This is a genomic window from Ruegeria arenilitoris (assembly GCF_013031355.1).
Taxonomy (GTDB): domain Bacteria; phylum Pseudomonadota; class Alphaproteobacteria; order Rhodobacterales; family Rhodobacteraceae; genus Ruegeria; species Ruegeria arenilitoris_C.
Window position 1 is genome coordinate 338,529 of record NZ_WPZO01000005.1, and the last position, 13,683, is coordinate 352,211.

Here is a 13,683-nt window from a genome sequence, read left to right on the forward strand (position 1 = left end):
CTCCCCGCCCAGCCTTCCTGGAGCTTCTGCTCTTGCAGCGGCGCAGACCATGTCTGCTTTGGGCTGACTGCTGTCCTCCGGACCCCAAATGCATATGGCCGCAAATTCCACTCTTCGGGCTCCGTTCGTCGCCCCGCTTCGCTCGTATATCGAATGTCTCCTTTATCGGGCCGCGCCGCAGCGACGAAACCCACCGATCAACGGCAGCTAAGGGCCGATCTTTCAAAGATCGCGTACCCATTCTCCTCATACAGTCGCACTTCGTGACTGATGCTCTTAAATTTGGAGTTAGGAAACTGGGGCGATTGTCCGGGATGTTGAGAGTAGTGACGGTTTTTCGAGTGAACAAACCTCTGATAGGAGTAGACGTTTGACAAAACAGAACCCGACCGGTGCCCATGAGACAACACCGTTGTTTTCACGGCTCCTTTCCAGTTGATGGTCTTTCAAGACAATTAACCTTGTTCAGAAGGTCCTGCACGCTGATCCAAGTCTAGCACCGCAGGGTCTATCATGCGGTTTTTTGCGCTGATCTTGACAGAATTCCGCATGGCTTCGCTTCGTCGGAGTAGTCGCCGGAATCGCGCCTCGTCGAGCTCAAGCAATGTCGAAGGTGCCAACGCCCGAACATTTACGCGACGGGGCCGTTTCAATAGCATGGCCAATTGCCCAAACATTTCACCACGGCCTAACCGCGTAGTATGTCTGCCGAGCTCCACCTCGACTGCCCCGGAAGCAATGAAAAATACGCTCCGGGCGAATTCATCTTGAGTAATGATGGTTTCACCTGCATTGGCATAACGGGTACGCAGCGCTCTGCTGAGTTTCCTTAGCGAAGCTTTGTCGAGGTCAGAGAACAGCGGGAACTGCCGGACCAGATCTCGTCCTTTGAGGGCTATATCCAGTACCGGACGCCCTTCAGACAAGGCACGTCGGGCCGCCACTTCCTGCATCAGTACCGAAAAGAGCTCTTCGCCCACTAGGCCGTCTTCGTGCATGACCGCGTATTCACGCTCTTCCAGTCGCAGCGCCGTCCGTCGGATGAACCGCCGCTCAAGCTTTTCGGCGTAGCCGGGATACTGTAGCCGCAATCCGTCAAGCGCTGTCTCAACCGCCTCGGATCGGCGCGCCAACAGATCATCAAGCAATTCCGCAACCCTTCTGCCGTGGATCCGGCGTATGCGGCCACGGACAAACCCGTCGAGATCCCGCAGGATCAGACGTTGCATGAGCAGTCTTTCAAACCGATCCGTTGTGATACGCGTGAGTGGAAACGAGATTCGAAGCCGGTTGTGCAGAAACACAGCGATCCGGAAAGACTTACCATAAACGACAGACCGATTTGCCGCACGCTGATAGCCAATCCGACCTCCGGTTCGTGCGCCTTCAATGAGCCGATCAGCATCAGACAGAATCTTCTCACTCAGAACCGATGACATGGTGCGTTCTCGCATTCGGGCCAACACGGAATCCCGCTCTGCACCGGCCAGTGCAATAAGGCCCAGCGTGATCCGGTCACGATCAAGGATCTGCGCGCTGTCTTCGGCGGCCTTCACGGCCTCGTCGAGGCGTTCGCTAAATTGTTTGGCTTCGTTTCTGACGATATCGTGGGTCAAATCGTAGTTTTCTGCGGTGCGGGACACGTCCTCGCGAACCGATTGCAAGGCGACTGCGACCACTTGGCGTGACAGTGCCGCATCAAGCGGAGAGAGCTTGTCGAGCCCCAGTTTTGTGATCACCGAGCGCAAGGTTGTTCCCTGAACAATCAGTGTAAACAGCGTAAAGCCTGTGGCCAGGATGCCGACCAAACGCTTGGTCTCGAGCGGGATATGCGTGCTTTCTGTGACGGCCAGCGCCAGCGCCAAGGTCACTGCACCCCGCAGCCCACCCCACAGCATCGCTGTGCGATACGGGCGTTCAACAGCTGGCGACAGCCCAATTGTCGTGAGCAATGGCAACAACCCGAACAGAACCGCCGCCCGCGCGAGTGTTGCGGCAAGAACCACCACAGCCAACAGGCCAAAGTCAGACGGCTGCGCACCTTCTAACAATCTTGGTATAAGCAACGCTGCAAGAATAAAGATCAGCGCTCCTGCCCAATGAGCCAGAAGATCCCATACTTCTTGCAGGTTTGTCCAAGCGACCGGGGACAATCGACCGGGGCCCGTAAGGTTGAGAGTAAGGCCTGCTGCCACAACCGCGATGACACCAGAAGCACCGATGCTTTGTTCTGCAACGATATAGGCGAGATAGGGTAGCGCAACGGAAATTGAAATCTGCGCCATTTCCCAGCGGTCTACAAAAGCCATCAGCCAAACCGCCATGCGCGCCATGAGCCAACCGGTGAGTACTCCACCTACGATCAACAGCGGAAATTGCCCCACGGCCTCACTTAGTAAGGGATCGGGTCTTCCGAGCATGACAAAGCTGATGAATAGCCCGAAAAGAGCAATCGCAGCAGCATCGTTAAGAAGGCTTTCGCCCTCAATAATTCGTGACAACCTGCGCGGAGCAGAGATTGATCGAAATATGCTGACAACCGCCGAGGGATCAGTTGTCGACACAATAGCACCGATCAACAGGCAGGCGGCCAGCGGTAGCGTACTTGCCCAACTGAGAGCATAGCCAATGGAAAGTGTTGCCACAATCACTGCCACAACGGCCATCATCAGGATAGGCATCCAGTCGTCCAGCATCCTGCGCAGGTTCATGCCGAGTGTCGCCTGAAAGAGCAACGTTGGCAGGAAAACATAGAGGAATACGTTGGACCGGATCGGCAGATCAATTATCGCCTGCGCCCCCGGGTTAAGCACGTCCGTCAGGTCTGTGTTGAGAAAGAATGTCGCGCCAAGCCCGATTACTATCCCCAGGACGGCGAGAATTACGCTGAAAGGCAAGCGCAATCGAGCAGCCAGTGGCTCCGCCACGCCGATTACAACAAAAAGAGAAGTGATGATGGTCGTAATGACGACAATATCCATCAGTACGTATTACCTGAGAACTCGAAGCAATGGAATCCACCCTTCACTCTCGACCGACCCTGTGGGATCAATGTGCAGACTTTCACCCGTCCAGATCGCGCAGTTTCAGCGAATTTTAGGAACGGCGGGCCGCAGTGCGACACCAGCGCGGCGAGTGAACGGCAGGTTTGGGCCGTCCTCAACGGCATTATCCGTCCCGGTATGTCGACCTCGCCAGATTGGTATCGCTTGGGTGTCCCCACACTTGATTTTTAATCTGCCTCACTCCACATGGATCATGAGACGCAAGCTTGTATTGCCCTCTTTCCGAGGCCCACGCATAAGCGTGGGTTTTCGTGTTTCTGGATGTAAGCTTGACTTGGGTTGTGTATTTGACAGCCAACGACAGAAATGTGATCTGCGCCGGAAGCCGGGCTTTGCATAGTGCGCGCAACTGCGCGCCGTCGGATTTAAGATGCTAAACATCGTGGCCGTGCGTTCGCAATTTACGACCCCAATGATGGGCTGAGCCGCAAACCCCCAATGCCAGCCACCCAGCGTGGGACCGTCTCTAATAAATGCGAGTGACTTGGCGCGCTTGATTTCCTTATTAAGGATCCGACGCTCGGTGGCTAAAACGCAGTGTACCTGAAAAACGTGCTTGGCCAGATCCAGACCTACATTTCTTTGTCGTAATTGGATGGCTCCTCTCTTTGCAGTCGATAACAACTGCACCTTGGCGCGTTCGATGCCGACGAAGAAGGAACTATCCACCTCATCCGGTAAGGACCGATTACTTCAAAAGGCCCGTTTGAAGTAGCAGTAATTCGGACTGCGAGAAGTAACTTTTGTTGGCGGAAAGGTAAGTTAACTGGTCAAAAGGCAGAATATCTCTGCATTTGACAGCCTTGTTTTTTGGTCGGAGTGAGAGGATTCGAACCTCCGACCCCTGCCTCCCGAAGACAGTGCTCTACCAGGCTGAGCTACACTCCGACCGTGGCGGGTGATCTATACCCGGGGATTTGGATGTGCAAGAGGGATTCTTAAGTCCTTTGCAGGAATTCCCGGGGGACGATTGACGCTGAATTCCCATCAGGGCAGGGGATCGGTTCGGTAGAGCCGGATTTTCGTGCCACCATGATCCACGACGGGGCCCGGGGCCAGCAATGGCAGGCGGGTCGCGCGGGCAAGCGACTGGTTGCTGGTCACGATACCTGCACGCCAGCCGCTGAACCGTGACATCAGAACTTTTCCCAGGCTGCCGTACAGAGAGCGCAGACGCTTTTCGTCTCCGATCCTGGCGCCATAGGGCGGGTTCACGATGACCAAGCCTGCGGGACCCGCCGGAGGTTTGATGTCACTGACCGACTTACACTGAAACCGGGTGTGCACGGCAACTCCGGCACGGTCGGCATTGGTGGTGGCCGCGTCGACAGCGCCGGTGTTTCGGTCGGAGCCGTAAAACACAATGTCTGTTTCTAACCGCGGATCGTTCTGTTGCATCGAAGCCCAGATTTCCGAATCGAACCCCTGCAGGTCTTCGAAGGCAAAATGGCGGGACCGGCCGGGGTTCAGCCCCAAAGCGATCTCGGCCGCTTCGATGACGAATGTACCCGAACCACACATCGGGTCCAAAATGGGTTCCGACCCGTCGAAGCCGCATTCCCGCAGGAACATCGCCGCCATCGTTTCGCGCATCGGCGCCTTGGCAACGGCTGGCTTATGGCCGCGCTTGTGCAGCGGTTCGCCCGAAGTATCGACGGACAAGGTACAGATGTCCTTTTCGATGCGCAGCAAAACCCGCAGACCCGCGCCCGAGGAAATCGGAGCGCCCAACGTGCCCGTGATCGCCTGCTCGATCCTCTGACGGGCTGCGCCCGCGTGATAGATACGCGACTTGCGACTGGTGGCCTCGACCTTGACCGGAATATCGGGGCGCAGCACATCTGACCACGGAAACTTGCGGGCCCGCTTGTCGAGCTGCGCCAGGTGGACCGCAGGAAAGCTGCCCAAACGGACCAGAACCTTGTTGGCCCCGCGCAGGCACAGGTTCGCGCGCCAGACCTCGGGCCAACCTCCTCGGCAACTGACACCGCCGGGCACGATATTGGCAGCCGCGAATCCCTTTTCGACGGCTTCGGCGTGCAAAGGCGCCTCAAGCCCCGGGGTGGCCACCAGAAAAATCTCAAGATCGCTCGTCTGTTCCATTGGATGTGCTTACACTGGAAGCATTCCGGGTGCGACACGCAAATTGAGCTGCGACAAAACGTAAGTCTTCACAGGAAAGTGCCATTCAAAGTGCAGTTTTGGCGGTAACAGGTTTGCTTTTAGCATCATCCCCGCGTAAAGGACCCCCAATCAGAATTACGCCCGCGGAATTCGGACGCATTTCGACGCTTTTGCGACGACTGTTTAGAAATCCCGCGTTATTGTCTGACCCTGAAAAGGTGTCGGCAAGGCTGGCGCAGGTAAAGAGGCTTGGAAGACAGTAGCGACATGCAAACTTTCAAACTGAAAAAAGGGTTGGAGTTGCCGGTGCAGGGCGCGCCGGAACAAACCATCCATCCGGGACCAGAATTTAACACCGTCGGGGTGTTGGGGGGCGACTACCTTGGACTGAAGCCGCGTATGCTGGTTCAGGAAGGTGACGAGGTCCAGCGCGGTACACCGCTGTTCTGTCACAAAGACGCACCCGAGGCGATGATGGTCGCCCCGCTTGGCGGTAAAGTCGTAGCCATCAACCGTGGTGCCCGGCGTGTATTGCAGAGCGTCGTGATCGAGGTTTCGGACCCCAACGACAGCGGTATCGACTTCTCGGGCATCGGCAACGCGGACAGCGCCGAAGGTGTGACCGAAAAGCTGTGCGCAGCGGGTCTGTGGACGGCCTTCCGCACGCGGCCTTATTCGAAGATGCCGGTGCCGGGCAGCAAACCGGCAGCGATTTTCGTTACCGCGATGGACAGTGAGCCGCTGGCAGCCGATGCGGCGGTGATCATCGCCGACGCTGGTGAAGCTTTTGCCGCGGGTCTGAGCGTGCTCACCAAGCTGACCGAGGGCAAAACCTATCTGTGCCAAAAGGACGGTGATTCCATTCCAGGCGCAGATGTGACTGGCGTTGAGGCCGCGGCCTTCTCCGGCCCGCACCCTGCAGGTCTGGCAGGCACGCATATTCATTTCCTCGAGCCGCTGGCAGGAGACAAGCAGGTCTGGACCATCGGCTACCAGGACGTGATCGCGATTGGCCGGTTGTTCCAAACCGGGCACCTGGACCCCAACGTCGTGATTGCGCTCAGCGGCCCCGGTGCGCGGCAACCGCGTTTGATCCGTACCGTCATGGGCGCCTCGACCGATGATCTGACCCGTGATGAGGTCGATGTGGACGGTATCGCCCGGATCATTTCGGGTTCGATCCTGTCCGGGATGCAGTCCGACGGGCCGACCGCCTATCTGGGGCGCTTCGCTCGTCAGATTTCGATCATTCGTGAAGACCACGACCAGCACACTATGGGCTGGATTCTTCCTATGCCGTCGAAATTCGCGATCCAGCCGGTTCTGGGCTCGGCCTTTGCACGCAAGCTCTACAACCTGACCAGCAACCTAAACGGCGGCCGCCGCGCGATGGTGCCGACGGGGACGTTCGAAGAGCTGATGCCGCAGGACTATCTGCCGACACAGCTGCTGCGGGCGCTGCTGGTGATGGACACCGATACCGCTCAGGCACTGGGCGCGCTGGAGCTGGACGAAGAGGATCTGGGCCTTGTCGGCTTTGCCTGTCCGGCAAAATATGAATACGGGCTGGCGCTGCGCGACTGCCTGACCAAAATTGAAAAGGAGGGCTGATCCGAATGGGTTTGCGCAGCTTCTTTGACCGGATTGAGCCGAACTTTACCAAGGGCGGCAAGTACGAAAAGCTTTTCCCCATCTACGAGATGGTCGAAAGCTTCATCTACACTCCGAAAACCGTAACCACCGTTGCCCCCCATGCGCGGTCCTATGTGGATATGAAGCGGATCATGACCTACGTCGTGATCGCGACGATCCCGTGTATCCTGTGGGGGATGTGGAACACCGGCTATCAGGCGAACTCGGCCATTGCCACGCTGGGGCCGGAGTCGGCCACTGGCTGGCGGATCGCGCTGCTGCAGATGTTCGGCATTTCGCTGGACCCGTCCAGCATCTTTGCCAATGTCATGCACGGGCTGCTCTACTTCCTGCCGATCTATATCGTGACGCTAGTCGCAGGTGGTATTTTCGAGGTCATCTTCGCCACCGTACGCGGGCACGAGGTAAACGAAGGTTTCCTTGTTACCTCAATGCTTTACACGCTGATCATGCCGGCTACCACGCCGCTATGGCAGGTGGCATTGGGCATCATCTTTGGCGTTGTGATCGGCAAGGAGGTGTTTGGCGGCACCGGCAAGAACTTCCTCAACCCTGCATTGGTCGGCCGTGCGTTCTTGTACTTCGCCTATCCGGCGCAGATGTCAGGTGATGCAGTCTGGACCCCGGTTGACGGTTTCTCGGGCGCAACGGCGCTGGCCGTTTCTGCGGCTGACGGGATGCAGGCGCTGGCCGCCGAGGGCATCACCTGGTGGAGCGCCTTCTACGGCACCATTCAGGGCAGCTTTGGCGAAACCTCGACGCTGGCCTGTATCATCGGTCTGATCTTCTTGCTGGTGACAAAAATTGCCAATTACCGCCTGATTGTGGGCTGTCTGGCCGGGACGATCGTGTTCACATGGCTGCTGAATCTGATCGGGTCCAACACCAACCCGATGTTCGCGATGCCGTGGTATTGGCATGTCGTGCTGGGCGGGTATGCGTTTGGTCTGGCCTTCATGGTCACCGAACCGGTATCCGCAAGCCACACCAATCTGGGCCGCTACATCTATGGTGCGCTGATCGGTGTCATGGTTGTGCTGATCCGCGTCCTCAACCCGGCTTTCCCCGAAGGCATGATGCTGGCCATCCTGTTCGGCAACGTCTTTGCACCGCTGATCGACTATTTCGTCGTTCAAGCCAACATCAAACGGAGGGCGCGTCGCCATGTCTGATACGCAATCCCAAGAACCAAAAGGCGCGATTGCCAAGTTTCTGGCGGCTTCGCCGGATTCGGTTGGCAAGACGATCTTCATCGCCGTGGCTGTCTGCCTTGTGGCCTCGATGGTCGTGTCCGCCGCTGCAGTCAGCCTGCGCCCGGTGCAAGAAGCAAACGCGCTGAAGGACAAACAGGTGAACGTTCTGCAGGTGGCGGGAGTTTATGAGCCCGGCATCGATGTCTCCGAAGCCTTCGCCGCGTTCGAGCCACATGTGCTGGAACTGGCCACAGGCGAGTTCGTCGATGATCAGTTCGACCCGGCCACCTTCGACGATATTGCCGCCGCCAGCGACCCCGAGTTGAGCGTCGCGCTGGACAACGACCCGGCAGGGATCGGCCGCAAGGCAAAGTACCGCGTGATCTATCTGCTGCGTGACGATGCAGGCGATCTGGACAAGGTGATCCTGCCGCTGCACGGCTATGGGCTATGGTCCACGCTCTACGGCTTCATCGCGCTGGAGAACAACGGCAACGATATTTACGGCCTGCAGTTCTATCAGCATGGTGAGACCCCGGGCCTCGGTGCCGAGGTGGACAACCCGCGCTGGAAAGCGCTGTGGAGCGGCAAAAAGCTGCGCGACGACGCGGGCGAACTGCAGATCACCGTCGCAAAATCGCAACCCGCCGCAGGTCCTGATTTCTATGTCGATGCGCTGGCCGGTGCCACGTTGACGTCAGTGGGTGTCGATAACCTGGTAAGATTCTGGATGGGTGACGCGGGCTACGCTCCGTTCCTGGCCAAACTGCAAGCAGGAGAGTTCTAATGTCTCAGACCAAGAAAGAGATGCTGGTCGACCCGCTTGTCGACAACAACCCGATCACGCTGCAGGTTCTGGGTATCTGTTCCGCACTGGCGGTGACCTCGTCGCTGCAGGTGGCCTTTGTGATGGCGCTGGCGGTGACCTTCGTGACCGCTTTCTCGTCGATGTTCATCTCGATCCTGCGCAACCAAATCCCGGGCTCGATCCGGATCATCGTGCAGATGGTGATTATCGCCTCGCTGGTGATCCTGGTTGATCAGGTTCTCAAGGCCTATGCCTTCGAGATTTCGAAAACCCTGTCTGTTTTCGTTGGTCTGATCATCACCAACTGTATCGTGATGGGCCGCGCCGAAGCGTTTGCGATGAAGAACCCGCCGATGGCGTCGTTCATCGACGGCGTGGGCAACGGCATGGGCTATGGCCTGATCCTGATGCTGGTTGGTTTTATCCGCGAACTGTTCGGCGCCGGGTCGCTGTTCGGTGTCACCATTCTGGAGACCATCAACAACGGTGGCTGGTATGTGCCCAACGGCATGTTGCTGCTGCCGCCGTCGGCGTTCTTCATCATCGGTCTGATCATCTGGGCCTTCCGCACATGGAAGCCGAACCAGGTGGAAGAGCGTGAATACAAAATTCAGCAGGTAGAGGCCCACTGATGGAAGGTCTGATCTCACTGGCCGTAAAGGCCATCTTTGTCGAAAACCTTGCGCTCAGCTTCTTCCTCGGGATGTGTACCTTCATCGCCGTGTCCAAGAAGATTTCGACCGCGCTGGGTCTGGGCATCTCGGTCATGGTCGTTCAGGCGATCACTGTGCCTGCCAACAACCTGCTGCTGAACTATCTGCTGAAGCCGGGCGCACTGGCCTGGGCCGGGTTCCCGGATGTGGACCTGACCTTCCTTGGCCTGATCTCGTATATCGGCGTGATCGCGGCGATGGTTCAGATCCTCGAGATGGTTTTGGACAAGTATTTCCCGCCGCTCTACAACGCGCTGGGGATCTTCCTGCCGCTGATCACGGTGAACTGTGCGATCCTGGGCGGCTCGCTGTTCATGGTGGAGCGCGACTACAACTTTGCCGAGGCCACTACCTATGGTCTGTCCTCCGGCTTTGGCTGGGCGCTGGCGATCACCGCGATGGCCGGTGTACGTGAAAAGCTGAAATACTCGGACATTCCCGACGGACTGCAAGGTCTGGGCATCACCTTCATCACCGCAGGTCTGATGGCGATGGCCTTCATGTCCTTCTCGGGCGTGAAACTGTAAGGAGGGCGCAATGGAAACTTTTAGCCTTGGCGTAATCCTTTTCACGCTGATCGTTCTGGCGCTGGTCGCCATCATCATGGCCGCACGCTCGCGTCTGGTCTCGACCGGCAACGTCAACATCACCATCAACGGTGAGAAAACCATTTCGGTGCCCGCGGGCGGCAAGTTGCTGCAAACGCTGGCAGCCGAGAAGTTGTTCGTCCCCTCCGCCTGTGGCGGTGGCGGCACCTGCGCGCAGTGCCGGGTGAAGGTACATTCCGGTGGCGGCTCGATCCTGCCGACCGAGGAAAGCCACATCACCAAACGCGAAGCCTCCTGCGGTGACCGTCTGTCCTGTCAGGTTGCGGTCAAGCAGGACATGGACATCGAGGTTCCCGAAGAGGTCTTCGGCGTCAAGAAATGGGAATGTACCGTTCGCTCGAACGACAACGTGGCGACCTTCATCAAAGCGCTGACGCTGGACCTGCCGGAAGGTGAGGATGTGAACTTCCGCGCCGGTGGCTACATCCAGATCGAAGCCCCAGCACACGCGCTGAAATACACCGATTTCGACGTGCAGGAGGAGTACCGCGAAGATTGGGATCGCTTCAATCTGTGGCAGTATGAATCGGTTGTGAACGAACCGATCGAGCGCGCCTATTCGATGGCCAACTACCCGGATGAAAAGGGCATGATCATGCTGAACGTCCGGGTCGCCTCGCCGCCTCCGGGCTCCGAGGGTATTCCTCCGGGTCAGATGTCGTCGTACATCTTCAACCTGAAGCCGGGCGACAAGGTTACGATCTCAGGCCCGTTTGGTGAATTCTTCGCCCGCGAGACTGAAAAAGAGATGGTCTTCATCGGCGGTGGTGCCGGTATGGCGCCGATGCGCAGCCACATCTTTGACCAGCTCAAGCGCCTTGAGAACCGCAACCGAAAGATCAGCTTCTGGTACGGTGCACGGTCGAAGAAAGAGATGTTCTTTGTCGAGGATTTCGACTCTCTGGCCAAAGAATTCGACAATTTCGAATGGCACGTGGCTCTGTCGGACGCGCAGCCAGAGGACAATTGGAAAGGCTACACCGGCTTCATCCACAACGTCCTGTTCGAAGAATACCTCAAGAACCACCCCGCGCCCGAGGATTGCGAGTTCTACATGTGTGGCCCGCCAATCATGAACCAGTCGGTCATCAACATGCTACTGGATCTGGGTGTGGACCGCGAAGACATCATGCTCGACGATTTCGGTGGGTAAGAAACGAAAAACCGGCGCATCCAGCGCCGGTTTTTTTACAGGCGCAAGTCGCTGGCCTCTTTGGGCAAGCAGGATTTGACGTCGAAGACGACGCTCTGGTCCTTGCCATAGCCGCGTACTTGCGCAGGATCGAGGTCCAGAAACTCCCGATGTGCCACCGCCAGCACCACGGCGTCATAGGTGGCATTCTGAGGGTGTTCGATCAGTGAGATCCCATACTCGGCCTCAGCGGCACGTGGATCGGCATGGGGGTCATAGACGTCCACAGTGACGCCGTAATCCTGAAGCTCTTCGATGATATCGACGACGCGCGTGTTGCGCAGGTCGGGGCAGTTTTCCTTGAAGGTCAGGCCCATCACCAAAACCCGCGCCGCGCCCACATTGATCCCGTCGCGCATCATCCGCTTGACCAGTTGCGAGACCACATAGCCGCCCATGCTGTCATTCAACCGCCGTCCCGCAAGAATGATCTGGGGGTGATGACCAACAGCCTCGGCCTTGTGGGTCAGGTAATAGGGATCGACGCCGATGCAGTGCCCGCCAACCAGACCGGGCCGGAACGGCAGAAAGTTCCATTTGGTGCCAGCCGCCCGCAAAACGGCATCCGTGTCGATATCCATACGGCCAAAGATCATCGCTAGTTCGTTAACCAGCGCGATGTTCAGGTCGCGCTGCGTGTTTTCGATTACCTTCGCAGCCTCGGCCACGCGAATGCTTTCGGCCTTGTGAGTGCCCGCCGCGATGATCCGGGCATAGAGCGCATCCACCAGATCGGCCACTTCGGGGGTCGAGCCGGACGTCACTTTACAGATATCCGAAATCCGGTGCGTCTTGTCACCGGGATTGATCCGCTCGGGGCTGTACCCGGCAAAAAAATCACGGTTGAAGGTCAGGCCAGATGTGCGTTCCAGAACCGGCACGCAGTCTTCCTCGGTCGCGCCGGGGTAGACGGTGGATTCATAGATCACCAGATCACCGGGGTTCAGCAGCCCTCCAACCATTTCAGACGCCGCAAGCAGGGGGGACAGATCGGGCTGCTTGCCATTGGTGATCGGGGTAGGGACCGTAACGATATAGGTGTCGCACGCGTCCAGATCGGACATGTCGGTCGTGAAAACCAAGCCAGAGGCGGCGGCCAGGTCTTCCGGCTCAACCTCTTGCGTTGCATCAAGCCCCGCGCGCAGGGCTTCGATCCTGTCCGGGTTGATATCATAGCCCACAACCGGGCCGATCTTGCCAAAGGCCACGGCCAGCGGCAGGCCAACGTACCCAAGGCCAATAACAGCGATCCGACGGGAATTCGGGTTGGTTTCAAGCATCACGGCCCCTCGGGTCACTTTTGGTGGTAGTCACGGAACCATTCGACAAAACGCGCGATCCCGTCTTTGAAATCCGTCTGCGGCCGATAGCCGGTCAGCCGTTGCAGCAAGTCGTTATCGGCCCATGTCGCAGGCACGTCGCCCATTTGCATCGGCATGTAGTTGCGGATGGCCTTTTTCCCCAGCGCCTCTTCGATGGCTTCGACAAAGTCCATCAACCGGACCTTGTCGCCGTTGCCGATATTGACCACTCGCCACGGTGCCGCGTGGGAAAGGCTGTCGCCTTCCTCAATCTCCTCGGCGCTGGCCGGGCGCTCGGGTGGGACATCGATCAACAGCCTGATCCCGCGCACGAGGTCTTCTACGTAGGTAAAGTCGCGATACATGTCGCCGTGGTTATAGATGTCGATGGGCCGGCCATCCAGGATCGCATCCACGAATTTGTAGAGTGCCAGATCGGGCCGCCCCCAGGTGCCGTAGACGGTGAAGAACCTGAACATCGTGGTCGGCAGGTTCCACAAATGGGCGTAGGAATGGCCCATCGCCTCATTCGCCTTTTTGGTCGCGGCGTAGATGGTCAGGGGGGTGTCGGCCTTTTCCACCTCGGTAAATGGCATGACCTCGTTGGCGCCATAAACCGAGGAGGTCGACGCCATCAAAAGATGCGCGACCTCGTGCTGCCGGGCGACCTCCATCACGTTGAAAGTGCCGACTACATTCGAGCTGACATAGCTGCGAGGGTCTTCGAGGCTGTAGCGCACACCGGCCTGCGCAGCGAGGTGAACGATCACCTCGGGCTGGAACTCATCGGCGACCTGCATCAGGCGTTCGTGGTTTTCCAGCAAATCCTCGGTCGCGGAAAATCCCGGCGACTGCAACAACATCTGGTGGCGGCGCTGTTTCAGGGTGACGTCGTAGTAATCCGTCATCCCGTCATACCCATGCACGCGGAACCCTTCGGACAGTAGCAGTTTTGCCAGATGGAACCCGATAAATCCCGCCGTGCCCGTGATCAGAACCCGTTTCATGCAACCCTCGACCTTAACG

General features: G+C 57.9%; 10 protein-coding genes and 1 tRNA gene. 6 read left to right on the top strand and 5 right to left on the bottom strand.

The annotated features are described in order from the left end of the window. Positions 1-455: 455 nt before the first annotated feature. The 3 genes from GOX63_RS14495 to GOX63_RS14505 all read right to left on the bottom strand — a co-directional run bounded on the left by GOX63_RS14495 (position 456) and on the right by GOX63_RS14505 (position 5,168). Positions 456-2,981 carry a cation:proton antiporter gene (locus GOX63_RS14495; RefSeq protein ID WP_170546175.1) on the bottom strand — a complete coding sequence of 842 codons (2,526 nt, stop codon included), beginning with the start codon at positions 2,979-2,981 and terminating at the stop codon, positions 456-458. A gap of 895 nt (positions 2,982-3,876) precedes the next feature. Then, positions 3,877-3,953 (bottom strand) — tRNA-Pro (locus GOX63_RS14500). A gap of 99 nt (positions 3,954-4,052) precedes the next feature. Further along, positions 4,053-5,168, bottom strand: a complete 1,116-nt coding sequence (locus tag GOX63_RS14505; RefSeq protein WP_170326476.1) for a THUMP domain-containing class I SAM-dependent RNA methyltransferase — start codon at positions 5,166-5,168, stop codon at positions 4,053-4,055. Positions 5,169-5,456: 288 nt separating this feature from the next. On the opposite strand from GOX63_RS14505, the gene GOX63_RS14510 reads away from it, so the two are divergent. Genes GOX63_RS14510 through nqrF form a run of 6 tightly spaced genes read left to right on the top strand, consistent with a single transcriptional unit; the run spans position 5,457 to position 11,317 of the window. Then, positions 5,457-6,800, top strand: a complete 1,344-nt coding sequence (locus GOX63_RS14510) for a Na(+)-translocating NADH-quinone reductase subunit A (protein ID WP_170546178.1) — start codon at positions 5,457-5,459, stop codon at positions 6,798-6,800. Positions 6,801-6,805: 5 nt separating this feature from the next. Continuing rightward, positions 6,806-8,014 (top strand): NADH:ubiquinone reductase (Na(+)-transporting) subunit B, encoded by a 1,209-nt coding sequence (locus GOX63_RS14515; protein WP_170326474.1) that lies wholly within the window; start codon positions 6,806-6,808, stop codon positions 8,012-8,014. Continuing rightward, on the top strand, positions 8,007-8,822 hold the full coding sequence (locus GOX63_RS14520; protein ID WP_170326473.1) for a Na(+)-translocating NADH-quinone reductase subunit C: 816 nt from the start codon (positions 8,007-8,009) through the stop codon (positions 8,820-8,822). Before GOX63_RS14515 ends, GOX63_RS14520 begins: the two co-directional genes overlap by 8 nt. Further along, on the top strand, positions 8,822-9,475 hold the full coding sequence (locus GOX63_RS14525; protein WP_170326472.1) for an NADH:ubiquinone reductase (Na(+)-transporting) subunit D: 654 nt from the start codon (positions 8,822-8,824) through the stop codon (positions 9,473-9,475). The genes GOX63_RS14520 and GOX63_RS14525 overlap by 1 nt, the downstream gene beginning before the upstream one ends. Further along, positions 9,475-10,083 carry an NADH:ubiquinone reductase (Na(+)-transporting) subunit E gene (nqrE, locus tag GOX63_RS14530; protein ID WP_039526851.1) on the top strand — a complete coding sequence of 203 codons (609 nt, stop codon included), beginning with the start codon at positions 9,475-9,477 and terminating at the stop codon, positions 10,081-10,083. The genes GOX63_RS14525 and nqrE overlap by 1 nt, the downstream gene beginning before the upstream one ends. Positions 10,084-10,093: 10 nt before the next feature. Continuing rightward, positions 10,094-11,317 carry an NADH:ubiquinone reductase (Na(+)-transporting) subunit F gene (gene nqrF / locus GOX63_RS14535; RefSeq protein WP_170326471.1) on the top strand — a complete coding sequence of 408 codons (1,224 nt, stop codon included), beginning with the start codon at positions 10,094-10,096 and terminating at the stop codon, positions 11,315-11,317. A gap of 35 nt (positions 11,318-11,352) precedes the next feature. On the opposite strand, the gene tviB is transcribed toward nqrF, so the two are convergent. Together tviB and GOX63_RS14545 are read right to left on the bottom strand one after the other, a co-directional pair. Next, positions 11,353-12,636, bottom strand: a complete 1,284-nt coding sequence (gene tviB, locus GOX63_RS14540; protein ID WP_170326470.1) for a Vi polysaccharide biosynthesis UDP-N-acetylglucosamine C-6 dehydrogenase TviB — start codon at positions 12,634-12,636, stop codon at positions 11,353-11,355. 14 nt (positions 12,637-12,650) lie between these two features. Beyond that, entirely contained in the window at positions 12,651-13,664 is a 1,014-nt protein-coding gene (locus tag GOX63_RS14545; protein WP_170326469.1) for a GDP-mannose 4,6-dehydratase, read from the bottom strand. Between the last annotated feature and the right edge of the window lie 19 nt (positions 13,665-13,683).

Coding starts and splice junctions, on each gene's coding strand:
- nqrF (WP_170326471.1), top strand. CDS start 10,094: ATGGAAACTTTTAGCCTTGGCGTAATCCTTTTCACGCTGATCGTTCTG.
- GOX63_RS14505 (WP_170326476.1), bottom strand. CDS start 5,168: ATGGAACAGACGAGCGATCTTGAGATTTTTCTGGTGGCCACCCCGGGG.
- GOX63_RS14545 (WP_170326469.1), bottom strand. CDS start 13,664: ATGAAACGGGTTCTGATCACGGGCACGGCGGGATTTATCGGGTTCCAT.
- GOX63_RS14510 (WP_170546178.1), top strand. CDS start 5,457: ATGCAAACTTTCAAACTGAAAAAAGGGTTGGAGTTGCCGGTGCAGGGC.
- tviB (WP_170326470.1), bottom strand. CDS start 12,636: ATGCTTGAAACCAACCCGAATTCCCGTCGGATCGCTGTTATTGGCCTT.
- GOX63_RS14525 (WP_170326472.1), top strand. CDS start 8,822: ATGTCTCAGACCAAGAAAGAGATGCTGGTCGACCCGCTTGTCGACAAC.
- GOX63_RS14520 (WP_170326473.1), top strand. CDS start 8,007: ATGTCTGATACGCAATCCCAAGAACCAAAAGGCGCGATTGCCAAGTTT.
- GOX63_RS14495 (WP_170546175.1), bottom strand. CDS start 2,981: ATGGATATTGTCGTCATTACGACCATCATCACTTCTCTTTTTGTTGTA.
- GOX63_RS14515 (WP_170326474.1), top strand. CDS start 6,806: ATGGGTTTGCGCAGCTTCTTTGACCGGATTGAGCCGAACTTTACCAAG.
- nqrE (WP_039526851.1), top strand. CDS start 9,475: ATGGAAGGTCTGATCTCACTGGCCGTAAAGGCCATCTTTGTCGAAAAC.